The sequence below is a fragment of the Mesorhizobium sp. B2-3-5 genome, from assembly GCF_006442395.1.
GTDB lineage: Bacteria > Pseudomonadota > Alphaproteobacteria > Rhizobiales > Rhizobiaceae > Mesorhizobium.
In genome coordinates, this window is the sequence record NZ_VFVX01000014.1 from 140,755 (window position 1) to 155,187 (window position 14,433).

Annotated in this window: 16 protein-coding genes and 1 pseudogene; 10 read left to right on the forward strand and 7 right to left on the reverse strand. The window is 61.8% G+C overall.

Annotation, left to right across the window (positions count from 1 at the left end; genetic code table 11):
- Positions 1–139: 139 nt before the first annotated feature.
- On the forward strand, positions 140–2,164 hold the full coding sequence (rpoD, locus tag FJ958_RS17850) for an RNA polymerase sigma factor RpoD (RefSeq protein WP_140744502.1): 2,025 nt from the start codon (positions 140–142) through the stop codon (positions 2,162–2,164).
- A 71-nt stretch (positions 2,165–2,235) separates the two neighbouring features.
- Here rpoD and FJ958_RS17855 read toward each other — a convergent pair whose 3' ends face one another.
- A complete protein-coding gene (locus FJ958_RS17855) occupies positions 2,236–3,291 on the reverse strand; it encodes a TauD/TfdA family dioxygenase (protein ID WP_140744503.1) in 1,056 nt (351 codons plus the stop codon).
- 352 nt (positions 3,292–3,643) lie between these two features.
- On the opposite strand from FJ958_RS17855, the gene FJ958_RS17860 reads away from it, so the two are divergent.
- The 3 genes from FJ958_RS17860 to FJ958_RS17870 all read left to right on the forward strand — a co-directional run bounded on the left by FJ958_RS17860 (position 3,644) and on the right by FJ958_RS17870 (position 4,620).
- The gene (locus FJ958_RS17860) at positions 3,644–3,937 is read left to right on the forward strand and encodes a GYD domain-containing protein (protein ID WP_140744504.1); all 294 of its coding nucleotides are present in this window, start codon (positions 3,644–3,646) and stop codon (positions 3,935–3,937) included.
- Positions 3,938–4,033: 96 nt separating this feature from the next.
- A complete protein-coding gene (locus FJ958_RS17865; protein ID WP_140744505.1) occupies positions 4,034–4,195 on the forward strand; it encodes a DUF333 domain-containing protein in 162 nt (53 codons plus the stop codon).
- Between the two features lie 56 nt (positions 4,196–4,251).
- The gene (locus tag FJ958_RS17870) at positions 4,252–4,620 is read left to right on the forward strand and encodes a DCC1-like thiol-disulfide oxidoreductase family protein (RefSeq protein WP_140744524.1); all 369 of its coding nucleotides are present in this window, start codon (positions 4,252–4,254) and stop codon (positions 4,618–4,620) included.
- 25 nt (positions 4,621–4,645) lie between these two features.
- Here the strand turns inward: FJ958_RS17870 and FJ958_RS17875 are convergent, their stop codons facing one another.
- Positions 4,646–5,509 (reverse strand): patatin-like phospholipase family protein, encoded by an 864-nt coding sequence (locus FJ958_RS17875; protein ID WP_140611694.1) that lies wholly within the window; start codon positions 5,507–5,509, stop codon positions 4,646–4,648.
- Positions 5,510–5,782: 273 nt separating this feature from the next.
- Here FJ958_RS17875 and FJ958_RS17880 point away from each other — a divergent pair, with 273 nt between their 5' ends.
- Positions 5,783–6,460, forward strand: a complete 678-nt coding sequence (locus FJ958_RS17880) for a PadR family transcriptional regulator (RefSeq protein ID WP_140744506.1) — start codon at positions 5,783–5,785, stop codon at positions 6,458–6,460.
- Positions 6,461–6,659: 199 nt separating this feature from the next.
- Here FJ958_RS17880 and FJ958_RS17885 read toward each other — a convergent pair whose 3' ends face one another.
- Positions 6,660–6,920, reverse strand: coding sequence for a YiaA/YiaB family inner membrane protein (locus FJ958_RS17885; RefSeq protein WP_023770145.1), 261 nt, complete (start codon positions 6,918–6,920; stop codon positions 6,660–6,662).
- Between the two features lie 62 nt (positions 6,921–6,982).
- Positions 6,983–7,660 (reverse strand): PspA/IM30 family protein, encoded by a 678-nt coding sequence (locus FJ958_RS17890; protein WP_140744507.1) that lies wholly within the window; start codon positions 7,658–7,660, stop codon positions 6,983–6,985.
- A gap of 182 nt (positions 7,661–7,842) precedes the next feature.
- Between FJ958_RS17890 and FJ958_RS17895 the strand changes: the two genes are divergently transcribed.
- A complete protein-coding gene (locus FJ958_RS17895) occupies positions 7,843–8,484 on the forward strand; it encodes a TetR/AcrR family transcriptional regulator (RefSeq protein ID WP_140744508.1) in 642 nt (213 codons plus the stop codon).
- A 48-nt stretch (positions 8,485–8,532) separates the two neighbouring features.
- Positions 8,533–8,820, forward strand: coding sequence for an HlyU family transcriptional regulator (locus tag FJ958_RS17900; RefSeq protein ID WP_140744509.1), 288 nt, complete (start codon positions 8,533–8,535; stop codon positions 8,818–8,820).
- Between the two features lie 310 nt (positions 8,821–9,130).
- On the opposite strand, the gene FJ958_RS17910 is transcribed toward FJ958_RS17900, so the two are convergent.
- Complete coding sequence (locus tag FJ958_RS17910; protein WP_140744510.1) at positions 9,131–10,165, reverse strand: class I SAM-dependent methyltransferase; 1,035 nt, start codon at positions 10,163–10,165, stop codon at positions 9,131–9,133.
- A 226-nt stretch (positions 10,166–10,391) separates the two neighbouring features.
- Between FJ958_RS17910 and FJ958_RS17915 the strand changes: the two genes are divergently transcribed.
- Positions 10,392–12,455, forward strand: a complete 2,064-nt coding sequence (locus FJ958_RS17915) for an EAL domain-containing protein (RefSeq protein ID WP_246679621.1) — start codon at positions 10,392–10,394, stop codon at positions 12,453–12,455.
- A gap of 125 nt (positions 12,456–12,580) precedes the next feature.
- On the opposite strand, the gene FJ958_RS17920 is transcribed toward FJ958_RS17915, so the two are convergent.
- Complete coding sequence (locus FJ958_RS17920) at positions 12,581–13,039, reverse strand: Lrp/AsnC family transcriptional regulator (RefSeq protein WP_140744511.1); 459 nt, start codon at positions 13,037–13,039, stop codon at positions 12,581–12,583.
- Positions 13,040–13,209: 170 nt separating this feature from the next.
- On the opposite strand from FJ958_RS17920, the gene FJ958_RS17925 reads away from it, so the two are divergent.
- Both FJ958_RS17925 and FJ958_RS17930 read left to right on the forward strand, forming a co-directional pair.
- Positions 13,210–13,944 (forward strand): AzlC family ABC transporter permease, encoded by a 735-nt coding sequence (locus FJ958_RS17925; RefSeq protein WP_140744512.1) that lies wholly within the window; start codon positions 13,210–13,212, stop codon positions 13,942–13,944.
- Positions 13,941–14,240 (forward strand): AzlD family protein, encoded by a 300-nt coding sequence (locus FJ958_RS17930; RefSeq protein WP_140744513.1) that lies wholly within the window; start codon positions 13,941–13,943, stop codon positions 14,238–14,240. The genes FJ958_RS17925 and FJ958_RS17930 overlap by 4 nt, the downstream gene beginning before the upstream one ends.
- A 31-nt stretch (positions 14,241–14,271) precedes the next feature.
- Here the strand turns inward: FJ958_RS17930 and FJ958_RS32015 are convergent.
- Positions 14,272–14,433 (reverse strand): annotated as a pseudogene (locus FJ958_RS32015) (IS630 family transposase); the annotation flags it as partial.

The window sequence follows — 14,433 nt, forward strand, 5'->3', positions numbered from 1 at the left end:
GCGACGACATGCACCAAACAAAGAGTGGATGCAGTTCGTGGCCCGGGTGAAGCGCGTTTAGAAAAACGAGCATATCCAATTTGACTGGTCCGACAGCTTATGCGGCCCGATGCCCGGCCGCTAGGAGAAGATAAAGACTATGGCGACAAAGGAAAAGGAAGAGGTCGAGACCGAACGCGAAGGCGCCACCGATGGGCCTCTGCTCGACCTTTCCGATGATGCTGTCAAGAAGATGATCAAGGCCGCCAAGAAGCGCGGCTATGTCACGATGGACGAGCTGAATTCGGTGCTGCCTTCCGAGGAAGTGACCTCCGAGCAGATCGAGGACACGATGGCGATGCTGTCCGACATGGGCATCAATGTCGTCGAGGACGACGAGCAGGGCGAAGAGGCCGAGGCCAGCGACACCGCGGCGGACGCTGAGGAAGACGCCAACGAACTGGCCGAGCAGACCGGCACCGCCGTTGCCGCCACCACCACCAAGAAAGAGCCGACCGACCGCACTGACGACCCGGTGCGTATGTACCTGCGCGAGATGGGCTCGGTCGAGCTTCTGTCGCGCGAGGGCGAAATCGCCATTGCCAAGCGCATCGAGGCCGGCCGCGAGACGATGATCGCGGGCCTGTGCGAAAGCCCGCTGACCTTCCAGGCCATCATCATCTGGCGCGACGAACTCAACGAATCCAAGATCCTGCTGCGCGAGATCATCGATCTCGAAGCCACCTATGCCGGCCCCGAGGCCAAGCAGGCACCGGTCGTCGAGCGCATCGAGGAAGCGCCCAAGGCTGACGAGAAGTCGCGCCGCGGGCGCGACGAGGAAGACGACATCACCAATGTCGGCGCCGACACACGCGGCATCGGGGACGACGACGAGGAAGACGAGGACGAGGCGAGCCTGTCGCTGGCGGCGATGGAAGCGGAACTCCGTCCGCAGGTGATGGAGACGCTCGACGTCATCGCCGACACCTACAAGAAGCTGCGCAAGCTGCAGGACCAGCAGGTCGAGAACCGTCTGGCCGCCGCCGGCACGCTGTCGCCCAGCCAGGACCGCCGGCTGAAGGAACTGAAGGACCAGCTGATCAAGGCGGTGAAGTCGCTGTCGCTCAACACGGCGCGTATCGAGGCGCTGGTCGAGCAGCTCTACGACATCAACAAGCGCCTGGTGCAGAACGAGGGCAAGCTGCTGCGCCTCGCCGAAAGCTATGGTGTGCGCCGCGAGGAGTTCCTGAAGGAATATCAGGGCTCGGAGCTCGATCCCAACTGGACGCGCTCGATCGCCAATCTGACCTCGCGCGGCTGGAAGGAATTCACCAAGAACGAGAAGGATGCGATCAAGGATCTGCGCGCCGAGATCCAGCATCTGGCCACCGAAACGGCGATCTCGATCCTGGAATTCCGCAAGATCGTCAACCAGGTGCAAAAGGGCGAACGCGAAGCCGCGATCGCCAAGAAGGAAATGGTCGAGGCCAATCTGCGCCTCGTCATCTCCATCGCCAAGAAATACACCAACCGTGGCCTGCAGTTCCTCGACCTGATCCAGGAAGGCAATATCGGCCTGATGAAGGCGGTCGACAAATTCGAATACCGCCGCGGCTACAAGTTCTCGACCTACGCGACATGGTGGATCCGGCAGGCGATCACGCGTTCGATCGCCGACCAGGCGCGCACCATCCGCATCCCGGTGCACATGATCGAGACGATCAACAAGATCGTGCGCACCTCGCGCCAGATGCTGCACGAGATCGGCCGCGAGCCGACGCCGGAGGAACTGGCCGAGAAGCTCGCCATGCCGCTGGAAAAAGTGCGCAAGGTCTTGAAGATCGCCAAGGAGCCGATCTCGCTCGAAACGCCGGTCGGCGACGAGGAGGATTCGCATCTGGGCGATTTCATCGAGGACAAGATGGCGATCCTGCCGATCGACGCGGCGATCCAGGCCAATCTGCGCGAGACCACCACGCGCGTTCTGGCCTCGCTGACGCCGCGCGAGGAGCGCGTGCTGCGCATGCGCTTCGGCATCGGCATGAACACCGACCATACGCTGGAAGAAGTCGGCCAGCAGTTCTCGGTCACCCGCGAGCGTATCCGCCAGATCGAGGCCAAGGCGCTGCGCAAGCTCAAGCATCCGAGCCGAAGCCGCAAGCTGAGAAGCTTCCTGGACAGCTGAGGCGAGTTTTATCTGTCACGAAAATCAAGGGCGCCGACTGGTGCCCTTTTTCGTTCCAGGCGGGTTGGCTTCTACAAGGGCACGTTCAGCCGCGTGCCCTTGACGATGATGCCGCCCCGGTCGCCGATGTCGATCGAGCCATAACGCTGCCTGAAACAATCGGGAAGCGGGCGGTCGCCGGGCACTGACAGCCATAGGCGCAGCATATGGCGACGCTTGTCCGGATCCGGCCAATCCCGAAAACCCATGCGGTCGTGAAGCAGCGAATGATTGTAGACAAACTGCATGTCGCCGGGCCGTAACCGCATCGACAGGTTCAGCTTCGGGTCATTGGCAAGGCTGTCGAAGAGATCCAATGCTTCGACATGCGCAGCACTCAGGCGCATGGAATCTGGGAAGCGCTGCGCGCTGTCGATGTACTGGCGCTGATAGATCCCGGTCAGCAGCCCCGCATGCCAGTTGAGGACCGGGATTTCGAAGTAGGGCTTCTGCCCTTCCGGTATCTCGCCGCGCCGGTCGGTGGCGATGGGATCAAACAGCAGCCGGACCAGATCAGGCCGCCTTTTGCGCATCTCGTTGTGGATCGTCACCGTGCTTACCAGCAGGGACTCGCCGCCTTGCATGGCATCTTGCAGGCAGAGCAGGCCGACGACATCGGCGGAGTCGGTGTGGAACGTCTGGCGCTCCGAGGTCTGGTAGATGCGTGTCGTGGCGTCCTTCGCGTCGGCGCCTATGTCGCGGACATGGCCGAGTATATGGCCCTGGGCGTTCTGGGACCGAGCGCTTCCCAGATGGGCGCCAATCCCACAGAAGATCGTTGCCGCCATTCGCGCGGAGTATCCTTCGACCGGGAGACCGCGAAGCACCTCGAACCCTATGCCGGCGATCAGTTTTTCGCGAAGGGCGGCAAGATGGCCAGCAAGCCGGGGCAAGGGGAAATCAGCCTTGGTCAGACCGCCGATATCGTGCGAACCGGCAAGAAAGCCGGTGGCGGCGGCTTCCAGTTCCGCGACGTCCCGCGCGTCCAATTCGACCAGCCATCGTTCAGGATGCTTCGCCATGTCCTCGCCGGTCCACGCGCCGGGAATTTCGATCCGTTCCGGCGGCAGGTCTGTTGTTTCGCGCATGAAGCTCTCCTGCGGCTAGACTTGGCCTCGGACGTTGGCCGGTGTTTGCCGTGTCTGACGGCCAAGACGGAGACTGCCGCAATCAGGCGGGTTTTTAAACCGGCTTTGGCTCATCGCGGCCGACTGATTTGTGGCCGTCGCCATGCCAGCGCCTTTGTGTCGGCTGGCACGAGGATCGCGCCCACTCGGCAATACGGTGCCGGCGCGGTAGTGCTTGCGGGACGCTGGCAGCGGGAGGATAATATGGTGACGGATGCATTTTCTGGGCGACAACCCCGGAAGCCCGCCCCGGTCGAGGCCGTCGTTTCAGCGGTCTCAATGCCGTGTTCCGTGGCCCGGAGAGAGGTGTGCCATGACGACTTACATCGTGCTGATGAACTGGACCGAGCAGGGCGCGAAAAATGTGCGCGACTCGCCCAAGCGGCTGGACGCCGCCAAGAAGCAGCTCGGCGAGATGGGTGGATCGTTCAAGTCGTTCTACCTGACCATGGGCGAATTCGACATGGTGTCGGTGGTCGAAGCGCCTGATGATGCGGTGCTCGCCCGTTTCGCGCTGATGCTGGGCTCGGGCGGCAGCGTCAAGACGCACACGCTCAAGGCCTTCCCGGAATTTGCTTACCGCGAGATCATCTCCTCGCTCGGATGAATCCATCGGCAGGTTTCTCGAAGTCGATGGTCATTGGCGACGCCTTGCCGCAAGGCAAGGCGCTTCGCCGCAATAGCGTGCGGCTAGGGGATCGCGATGAAGATATTGGTTGCCGGCCTGGCCGCACTGTCCTTAATACCGACCGACGTCGGCGCTGCGGCGCAAAAACCAGTCGGCATGGCCAACCCGGCATCCGTCCATTGCGGCGAGGTCGGCGGGCGCCTGGCGATGAGGAAGGACAAGGCCGGCAATGAATAATGCATCGGGCCGAAGACGGCGATGCGCGGCAAGTGAGCCTTGACAGGATCACGCCTTTGCTGACTGTCTGGTACAACACACATTGTCCGGTCTGCGATGCCGGCATCGGCAGGCAGAAGCGGCGGCTGATCGAAGCGGTCAAGGCCGGACGGATCGAGTTTCGCGACATCAACCTGGAGCCGGCGGCCCTTGCCGGACACGGCGCCTCGCTGGAGGATATCCGCCGCCGGCTGCATGCCACCGATGCGGACGGCCGGTTGCTGGTCGGCGCCGACGTTGCGATTGCAGTGTGGGCGATGACACCTGGCGAGGGCTGGCTGGCTGGATTGCTCGGCAATCCGATCGCCTTGCCGCTGACCCGCTTTGCCTATGATCGCTTCGCGGACCTGCTCTACGCCTGGAACCGCCGCAAGGGCCGGTGGTAGCGCCCTGCTGTGAAATCGGGTGAAATCAATGATGGCGGTGCGGACGCATCTGGTTCGGGATGACGCGTTCAAACAGTCCGCCCGCCTCTATCCATGCCCGGGTCGATTTTTCGGCGTCGTCGATCAGCGCGCCAGTGCGGGTGAAATCGTAGGGCGAGCCCACCAGCGGGCAGAGCGAGGGGACAATCGCGTAGTCGATCTCGGCCGGCATGGTGTCGAGTTCGCGCACCAATTGCCGGGCGATCAACAGTGTCAAGGCATGCAGGCCGTTGGCAACCGCGCCTTGCGGCGGCGCGCGCAGATTGCAGGCGAAGCCGGTCGGTAGCACGATCAGCCGGCGCGCGCCGAGGCTGATCGCAACACCGACCGGTGTATTCGAGGTCACGGCGCCGTCGATCAAGAACCGCTCGCCGACCCGCACCGGCGCGAACGCAACCGGAATGGCGCTTGAGGCGGCGATCGCCTCGGCCGCGTTGCCTTTCGAGATCACCACCGCGTCACCGGAGAAGAGATCCGTCGCGATGATGTGGATCGGGATCGGCGCCTCCTCGAGGTCGCGATAGGGCAGGTTGCGCTCGATCAGATTGCGGATGCCGTGCGAGGCGGATAGAAAATCGCGCCGGGCCGCAAAGCCCAGCATCGACCGCCAACTGACGGGAAACACGTCGTTGCGGGTGATGCCCCGCCACAGGGCCTCCAGCCGCGCGACGGTCTCCATTGTGCCGGCGGCGGCGTAGTAGGCGCCGTTGATGGCGCCGACGCTGGAGCCGACGACGAAATCGGCGGTCACGCCGGCGGCGACCAGCGCCTTCAGCATGCCGACCTGCACCGCGCCGAAACTGCCGCCGCCCGCGAGCACCAGCGCGACCTTGTCTGTTCCTGATGGCATGGCACGACCTCGTTGCATGGCCCGCTCAAGGGTTCGCCGGCGTCGGATTGTTTGTTTCGTAGAATTCTCCCCATGCCAGCACGTCTTCGTGAAGCGCCGCTCGCGCCGGAAGCCAATTGGCGGCCAGCGCCAGACGAGTGAACCGGCCGCCACGAGGCCCGCAGCAAAACTTCTCTGTCGCGGCATTCAGATACATCGTAAGATATATCTTGACTCCAGGGAAGAGCGTGCCTAATTAAGATATATCGTAAGATAGAACTCAAGGAGCAATCAATGCACAAAGATTTCGGGCGCGGCCATTTCGGCGAGCGCATGTTCATGCACATGGCCGGCAAATTCGGCGGTCGCGGCGGCGGTTTCGGTCCGTTCGGGGGCAGGGGCGGCGGCGGTCGCGGCGGCGCGGGCGATATGTTCCGCGCCGGGCGCATGCTGGCCGACGGCGATCTCAAGCTGATCACGCTGTCGCTGCTGGCCGAGGCGCCGCGGCATGGCTACGACATCATCAAGGCGCTGGAAGAGCGCACCTCCGGCATCTACAGCCCGAGCCCGGGCGTGGTCTACCCGACACTGACCTTCCTGGAAGAGGCCGGCTATGCCGTCTCGTCGAGCGAGGGCAACAAGAAGGTGTTTTCCATCACCGAGGCCGGGCAGGCGCATCTTGCCGACAATCGCGAGATGATCGACAGCGTGCTCGAACACCTCGAACGCTTCGGCCGCAAGATGGCCAAGGCGCGTGAATGGTTCGGCTGGAATGATGACAGCGAGGACCGTCGCGGGGGCCGAGGCGGGCGTGGCGACCGTTCGGAGGCGCGCGACGAGTTCCGCGCTATCCGTCACCGGCTGCGCGCGGCGCTGAGCGACATCGTCGATGCCCCGGCCGAAAAGCAGGCCGAGGCCATGAGCATCCTCGAAGCCGCGGCCGAAGCGCTGGAAGCCTTGTCGCGCAAGTAAGGCGAGGGCGCCTGGCATGGGAAACGCTTGCGTTCCTCGCCCCGAGGAAACGAGGCGAGGAACCAGCGTTCTGCCAAGCCGGCGCCAGTACCCCCACCCGGACCTGCGGTCCGACCTTCCCACAAGGGAGGTGGGAGCGGTGGACGCACAAAAGCCCGGGCGAACCCGGGCTTTTTTCGTCCGAATGGCGCGGATGGCGTCATTCCTTGCCGACATATTCGCTGATCAGCTTTTCGTTGCGCGCCTTCTCGATCTTGGCGGTGGTCTCGGCCGAGATGCGCTCGTCGGTGCGGTACTTCACAAGGTTCACAAGGCTGCCGGTGAGCAGCAGGATGCCCATGGCCCAGTAGCCCTTGGTCGACAGGTCGACGGGCGCCAGCCACAGCGACAGGCCGAGCATGAAATAGGCGGCACCGACCGAGATGGTGTTGAACATGATGTAGGTCTGATTGGCGTTCATCGGAGTTCTCCGTTGCTTTGACGAGAGTTGGATTGATGGAAGTCAGGTCCGGGAAGGCGGTTTCAGTTGATGGTCTTCAGCCGTTCGAGCACATCCTTGGCGCGCACCTTCACCGCCGGACCGTGGCCGGCATCGGCAAGGCGGTCGCGGATTGCCTCGTGACGCAATTCGCCGTCGATCTCGTCGAGGATGCCGGCCTCCTCGAACGGGTCGCTGGCTCCCTTGATGCGAGCCAGAAGTTCCTCCGCTTCGTTGAGGTTTGCCGAATGGCCGATCGACCTGACGAGGCGTGACTGCGCCTTGCGTTCGGCATCGATGGCGCGGGCCGAGATCATGCCCTGGTTGAGGTCGATGATACGGCGATGCGCCCGCTCCACCGAGACGCGCATCCGCAAGGTCTTTTCGCCAAGGCTCTGCACGGTGGCGCGGCGGACTTCGCGTTCGTTCTCCAACTCGGCGATGGCCGCGGCACCGCTTTCGGCGAGCCCGTTGTTGCCGGCGGCCAGCGCGCTCAGCGTGCGGGTTTCCAGATCGGCGTGGCGGCGGTCGAGCTGGTCGAGGCCGGCCTGCTCGGCGCGCTGGCGCACGATCAGGGTGGCAAGCGTCTGCTTGGCGGCGGCAAGTCCCGCCTCGGCGTCGCGGATGCGCTGCGCCAGAAGGTCGATGGCAAAGCGATCCTTCAGGCCGTCCTCGGCACGCGCGCTGGCGCCGTCGAGCAATGTTCTGATCAGGCTAAGCATGTTCTTCTCCCTTCGAATTTTCCCGTGAACAATGTTCACAAAGCCAAAATATAACAGGAAATGAACATTGTTCAAGATATTTTTGAACGCTGTTCACGACGCTCGGGGTATGGTAAACGAGCAGTCTGGGTGGTTCCTGACAGCGTTCCGTCCGGCAAGGATGCGCATTCACAGGGAAAAGCATGGCACTGGACAAGGAAGAGACTGGCGAGCGCGTGCTGGCCATTGCCGAGACGCTCATCAACGAGGGCGGCATGGACAATCTGAAGGCGAGGACCATTGCCGAGCAGGCGGGCATCTCCGTCGGTTCGGTCTACAATCTTTTTTCCGATCTCGACGGCGTGCATCGTGCCGTCAACATGCGGCTGCTGGACCGGCTGGGGGCCGCGGGGGCGGCGGCGATGGCCGACCTCACCAAGCGCGGCATCACCGACGTGCGGCAGCGCCTGCTGGCATTGGCCGGCGCCTATATGCGCTTTGTCGAGGCGCATCCCGGCAGCTGGCCGGCACTGCTCGCCTTCAACAGGCGCCGTCCGACGCTGGCCGAGCCGGATGCCTATGAAGCGCGGCTCGACCAGCTGTTCGACATTATCGCCGCGGTGCTCGCCGGCGGCGACTTCGATCTCGACGACGAAACGCGCCGGGTGGCGGCGCGCACATTGTGGTCAAGCGTGCACGGCATCGTCACCAGCGGCTATGCGGCGAGATCCGTACGCCGGCAGGCGGACGAGATCGAGCGGCAGGTGGAACTCCTTGTGACCGTCTTCATCAGGGGGCTGGAACGCGGCGGCACATTCGCGCATGCTGGGCCAACAGCGTCGTGAATCGCCGACAAGAAGCGGTTTGCAGGGGCGAACAAGGAGATTTGAGCCATGTCTTTTCTGAAGCGTCTTTTCGGCGGCGGTGAAGCGGCCGAGTCCAGAAGTGCCGCACCCGCCAAGCAGGTCGAGCACAAGGGTTTCCTGATCAGCGCCACGCCCTACAAGGCCGAGGGCCAGTACCAGACCTGCGGCGTGGTCTCCAAGGAGATCGACGGCGTGATGAAGGAACACAGATTCATCCGCGCCGATCGCTTCGCCGGCCTCGACGACGCCGTCGACATCTCCATCAAGAAGGGCATCCAGCTGGTGGATGAACAGGGCGATCGGATGTTCGGGTAGGCGGGGCGGGCCGAGGCGGCGATCGTCGGTATTGCGCCGCAAAGGGCAATGCCAGATGGCAGTTCTTGCTGGAAGGCGCGCAAAGGCATCTCGGGGGAATGGCTGGATTTCCGAACCACCGAATCCGGCATCCAGGTCGTCGGCATCTTCCGCGACAGATGCGGCGGCCGATGCCCAGACAACCGAAAAGACGATGCAGAAATTTCGCGCAGTGCTGAAAGCCCAGTTCACGCCAAGCACATGATCCCGGGCAGCGGCCCGGGATTTGCTGTCTTGAAGTCGGTGCGGGGCGCCTAGCGCCCGGCAAGCCTTATCCGCGCTTTTTTATGACGCCGTACAGCACGTTGCGGTTCTCGCCGAAGTACACCTGCGCCTCGACAGTGTTGCGGTCGACGCTGGCATTGATGATGTTCCACATATCGGTTTCCGTGCGCAGCAGCAGAACCCAGTCCATGAACGTCTCCCAATACCCCGCGCCGGAATTACTTTCGGCGTAGTTCGCGAACAGGAATATCCCATTCGGCTTCAGCATCTGCAGGCAGGTCTTGGTGAGCTTCACCGCGACGTTGTGCTGGAGATAGTCGTAAAGGCCGGAGGCGTAGATGAAGTCGAACTTGCCCAGTCTGTGGCCTCTGGTGAGCAGGGTTCGCACCGAACCGTCGATGGCCTCGACGGCGGTGCCCTGGAAGTCGCGCGCTATCAGTCCGACGCTCTGGGGGTCCTGATCGAGCGCGACCCAGCGCTTGAGGCGGCCTTCGGCCAGGGCGGTGGAACGATTGGCTTCCCGCAAATGGCCGGCCGCGATCGCGAGAACCTCGGTTTGCCGCCCATTTTTGTGCGCAATCTCATCGACATAGCGCGTCAAGAGATCGCGCCGTTCCCGCGCTGCGATGGACGAGGGCACGTCCTTGGTATAGTTATAGAGTGCCTTGCCGACCTCCGAGGCGTTCGCCACGCTCTCGGCCACATGCGGGTCGCAATAGATGTAGTCGAGCAACTGCGCGTCGCCGGAATAACCTCTGGGCTTGGTGAAGGACCAGCGCGTAAGCGGATCCTCGAGAAAATATTTCACGACCGGGTGGTTCTGCACCACCGGTATCAAGGCTTGCCAAACGTCGCGATGAACCTTGGAGCGCGTCGCGCTGAGGTACGACGTCAGACGACGAATGATCTCGGCGGGGTCCTTATGTTGCTCGATCTGCTGCTGTGTCGCGTGGAGTATGAGTGCAAGCTCGGCGCGAGCGGTTTCGAAAGCTTCGCCGTAATGCTCGATCTTTCCTCGAGGTAGCCCGTCGGCAATCAGCTCGGCAGTAATCAGGCTTTTGCCGTCAAAGACAGTTTGCACACGGATGCTCCATAGTTAACAGTTAGTTAACTTATTGCGTAGAATGCTCCATTTGCCAATGTCGGCTCATGAGCATTCTATCGATATGATTAATTTCCCGCTAACCATATCAATTCTTTGGGGTTTTTAAGGAGCGATTCCGGGTTCGAGTTAACGAAAACTTGTCCTGCATCATTGCATTTGGCTGCGCGGGCAAGACATGTCGCACCCAAGGAGTCGGTCTGCGTTGGGGGCAGAAGCTGCAAAAGAATTCGGATCGCGAAATCCCCTTCAGCCGGGATTTGTGAACGAGCGCGTGTCATCCCGAGTGGCCGATGCGGTGGATTCGGAACCGCACGATCCGCGCCAGGAGTTGGGGGCGACCGAACTTCGTATCCTTTACCGCAAGGAAGCTGAAGCAACGCGAAGAGTGGAAGCCAGGCCAGGGCTTTGGATCGCCGTTGCCATCTATCTGCTGTTTTCGGCAATGGATCTGCTGCTCATTCCAGACGTGGCGGCCTACACGATCGAGGCGCGCTTTGCGGTCGGATTGGCAGCGCTTTTGACCTTGGAGGCGCAGCTTCGCCGGGGAGTCGGAGCAGAATGGCTTGATGTCACCTGCGCTGCGGCCATTATATTTGGCTACCTTGGTTGGTTATGTCCAACGATCTTGTCTGCGGAGAAAGAGAGCGTTTCTTATTATATGGTCTTCGGCACCATTTTTATGATGGGTGCAAATCTCTTCTTTACATTTCGATTTAAGCTATCTATTGTAACATCCGCTATAATATTATTTTTACTATTCATTGTTAATTATTTCGTTCCTTCTACTCCGACGTACAAGCTAATATTAGCTATTTTCTATATTTCATGCTTCACGTTCACCTCATATGTGAACTGGAAGCTGAACGAAGAGCGTTACAACGTCTTCCTGAATGCCTTGGAAGCCAAAATTCAGCACAGGGAGGCCACCGAGCGCGGCAAGGCGCTGCTCAGGCTGTCGCGGACGGATCCGCTTACAGGTCTGGAGAACCGGCGGGCGATCGACGAGAAGCTGCGGGACTACTGGAGCGACTGGCAGAAGCTTGGCACAGGTTTTGCCGCGATCCTGATCGACGTGGACTTCTTCAAGAAGTTCAACGACTGCTACGGCCATCAGGAGGGCGACCGTTGCCTGATCCATGTCGCCAACGCCCTCAGCGATCTGATCAAGGGCTATGATGGTTCGATCGGGCGCTACGGCGGTGAAGAATTCATCGTCCTGGCGCGCATGGACAAGAAGGACCAGGTCGCGGATCTCGCGGAAGCCATTTGCCGCACGGTGGAGAACCTGGCGCTTACCCACGAACTGCGACGGGACGGTATTTCGATCGTGACGGCGAGTGTTGGCGCTGCCTTCACCAGGAAGCAGTCCGGCGCCAAGCTGGAGAAGATCATCCACGAGGCGGATCGCGCGCTCTATCTGGCAAAGGCCAGCGGCCGAAACTGTGCCCGGCTGTTCGACCCAACCGATCCCCAGAGCAGCGACGAGAGCGAGAATCTTGCGGCCTTGCTGAAGATCGCGATCGGCCAGGATCTGGTTTCGCTCGTCTATCAACCCATCCAGGATGTCAAATCGGGAAGGCTCGAGGCCGTGGAAGCGCTGATGCGCCTCAAAATGCTGGACGGCACCTTGGTTCCGCCGAGCCTGTTCATTCCCGTTGCCGAACGCACTGGCGCGATCCTGGAACTCGGGCGCTGGGCAATAAGGACCGTGTGCACCGAGCTTCTGGCTGGCGATCACGTCCGCGTTGTCAGCGTCAACGTCTCGCCGATCCAGCTCAAGACGCCCGGCTTCGCCGCATCCGTCGCGACCATCCTGGGCGAGACCGGCGTGACCGGCAACAGGCTGGCCTTCGAAATCACCGAAGGGCTGGAAATGGAGATGCACTCGGACATCCTGCGGTGCATCAGCGACCTGAAGCTGCTGGGCATCAAGATATGGCTTGATGATTTCGGGACCGGCTTCGCCGGCCTTTCGTGGCTTCGTCTGATCGATTTCGATACGGTGAAGATCGATCGTTCGTTCCTTCATGACTGCGCCACGCCCAAGGGCATGGCCATGCTGCAGGACATCATCGCCCTGGTCCGCAATCGCGGCCACAAGATCCTCGTCGAAGGGGTGGAAACCGAGCAGCAGATGGGCCTCATGCGCGAATACCGCATAGACAAGGTCCAGGGCTTTCATGTCGGCCGCCCGCTTCCGGCAGCGAATTTCCAGGCAAAGCGGGCCATCCAGAAACGCTCATTTCCGGTTCTCAAATCCGCGTAGCGACAGGCCAGGCGGTAGCAGCATGCCACCGCCTCCCTCAAGCTGGCAATCGAGCCGATCCCACAATCCGGTTGCATTTTTAATCCAGTCTGAAACGACGCTGTTCTTGGCCGCTCTTGCGCTTGTCAGATCGGCAGTTCCAGCGTGTATTTGATCGTCTGGCTGGGGACGTCGGTCTTGACGTTCTGGACGCCCCTGATGCGGCTCAGATGCTCCGACTGGAAGCGGCGGTAGTCGTCGATGCTGGCGGCCACCACGCGCACCATGGCGTCGCAGTCGCCCAGCATCAGATAGCATTCCATGACCTGGGGCAGCCTGGCCACCTCAGTGGCGAAATGCTCGATCGTGTCCTCGTCCTGCGCCTTCAGCCAGATGCGGGTGAAGAAGGTGAGGCCCTTGCCGATGCTGGCCGGGTTGAGCACGGCGACATAGCGATCGATGATGCCGGCTTCCTCCAGGAGTTTTACGCGGCGCAGGCAAGGCGAGGGGGAGAGGCCGACCTCATTGGCCAGGTCGTTGTTGGCCATGCGGCCGTCGCGCTGCAACGCGCGCAGGATGCGTTTGTCGATGTCATCGAGCTTCATGGCGTTGAATTCCATTTTCTTTTTAGTTTGCGGCATTCAATGCCAAAATCAGGTGAGACACAACAATCTTCGCGACCAAATTGCGCAAAAATGTGGGTATGTTTGCCGCCGGTATCACGAGAATTCAAACCCAGGGAAGCGGCGGCCGCGAGGCCGGCCGGTGGCAAGGCATGAGCATTTCACAGACAGCCGAAACAGCGGGCGATGGCTCGGGATCGGAACTCCGCCGAGGCGTGGCGTCCTGTGCGCCGGTGCTGTTGGGCACCATCCCCTATGCGCTGGTGCTTGGCGCCCAGGCCTCCCAGAAAGGATTGAGCACGGTCGAGTTGTCCATGATGACGGGGCTGAATTTCGCCGGGGGATCGGAATTCGCGGCAATCCAGTTGTGGACGTCGCCGCCGCATGTCCTGCTCATCGTCGCCATTACCTTCCTGGTCAACAGCCGTCATCTGCTGATGGGAGCGGCGCTGGCGCCGTTCCTGCGCGACCTGCCGCGGCGCGAGGTGTTCCCGGCGTTGTTCTTCATGTGCGACGAAAGCTGGGCGCTGGGCCTAGCCGACGCCAAGCAGCGTGCCGCCGACGGGATCAGGCCGGCCTTCAGCCCGCGCTACTATATGGGCGCGGCGCTGGCGATGTATGTGACCTGGGTGGCCTTCACCACGCTCGGCGCCTTGCTCGGTCCGATGCTTGGCCATGTCGAGACCTACGGCTTCGACATGGCTTTCCCGGCCGTCTTCCTGGTGCTGATGCGCGGCATGTGGAAGGGTATGAAAGCGGCGCGGCCCTGGCTGGTGAGCCTCGTAGTGGCCGCACTTGTCTATCTCTTCGTTCCCGGCGCCTGGTATGTCGCGGCGGGCGCGGTGTCCGGGCTGCTTGCCGCCTGGCTGATGGCGGGTGAAGCATGATTGACATGGCGACCTTTTTCACCATCGTGCTGATGGCCGGCGTCACCTATCTGACGCGGATCGGCGGCTATGTCGTGCTGCGCAACCGCGTGCTCGGCGCCCGTGCCACGGCGGTGATGGAAGCCGCACCCGGCTGCGTGCTGATCTCGGTCATCGCACCAGCCTTCGTGTCGCGCAATCCGGCCGACCTCCTGGCGCTGGCCATCACCTTGGTCGCCGCGACGCGGCTCTCCATGCTGCCGACCGTGTTGATCGGAGTGGTGGCGGCGGGGCTGCTGAGGCATTTCATTGGATAGAAAGGCAGCTGCCGGTTAGAGCAGAATCTGATCACTCTGGCTCGTAACCTGCGGCGCTGAAGTGGTTTGTGCATTCCTCGGCGGTGAAGCGGGGCAGCGCGTCGCGGATAGTGTCGCAGAGCTCGGGGATGTTGCGGGCGGCGGCTTTCCTGAGGATCGACTTCAGCTTCGAGAAGGCATTTTCGATCGGGTT

Excerpts from the sequence above, each read along its gene's own strand:
- FJ958_RS17880 (WP_140744506.1), top strand. The coding sequence starts at position 5,783 with ATGCACAAAGATTTCGGGCGCGGCCATTTCGGCGAGCGCATGTTCATG.
- rpoD (WP_140744502.1), top strand. The coding sequence starts at position 140 with ATGGCGACAAAGGAAAAGGAAGAGGTCGAGACCGAACGCGAAGGCGCC.
- FJ958_RS17890 (WP_140744507.1), bottom strand. The coding sequence starts at position 7,660 with ATGCTTAGCCTGATCAGAACATTGCTCGACGGCGCCAGCGCGCGTGCC.
- FJ958_RS17860 (WP_140744504.1), top strand. The coding sequence starts at position 3,644 with ATGACGACTTACATCGTGCTGATGAACTGGACCGAGCAGGGCGCGAAA.
- FJ958_RS17920 (WP_140744511.1), bottom strand. The coding sequence starts at position 13,039 with ATGAAGCTCGATGACATCGACAAACGCATCCTGCGCGCGTTGCAGCGC.
- FJ958_RS17925 (WP_140744512.1), top strand. The coding sequence starts at position 13,210 with ATGAGCATTTCACAGACAGCCGAAACAGCGGGCGATGGCTCGGGATCG.
- FJ958_RS17855 (WP_140744503.1), bottom strand. The coding sequence starts at position 3,291 with ATGCGCGAAACAACAGACCTGCCGCCGGAACGGATCGAAATTCCCGGC.
- FJ958_RS17895 (WP_140744508.1), top strand. The coding sequence starts at position 7,843 with ATGGCACTGGACAAGGAAGAGACTGGCGAGCGCGTGCTGGCCATTGCC.
- FJ958_RS17930 (WP_140744513.1), top strand. The coding sequence starts at position 13,941 with ATGATTGACATGGCGACCTTTTTCACCATCGTGCTGATGGCCGGCGTC.
- FJ958_RS17865 (WP_140744505.1), top strand. The coding sequence starts at position 4,034 with ATGAAGATATTGGTTGCCGGCCTGGCCGCACTGTCCTTAATACCGACC.
- FJ958_RS17885 (WP_023770145.1), bottom strand. The coding sequence starts at position 6,920 with ATGAACGCCAATCAGACCTACATCATGTTCAACACCATCTCGGTCGGT.
- FJ958_RS17875 (WP_140611694.1), bottom strand. The coding sequence starts at position 5,509 with ATGCCATCAGGAACAGACAAGGTCGCGCTGGTGCTCGCGGGCGGCGGC.
- FJ958_RS17900 (WP_140744509.1), top strand. The coding sequence starts at position 8,533 with ATGTCTTTTCTGAAGCGTCTTTTCGGCGGCGGTGAAGCGGCCGAGTCC.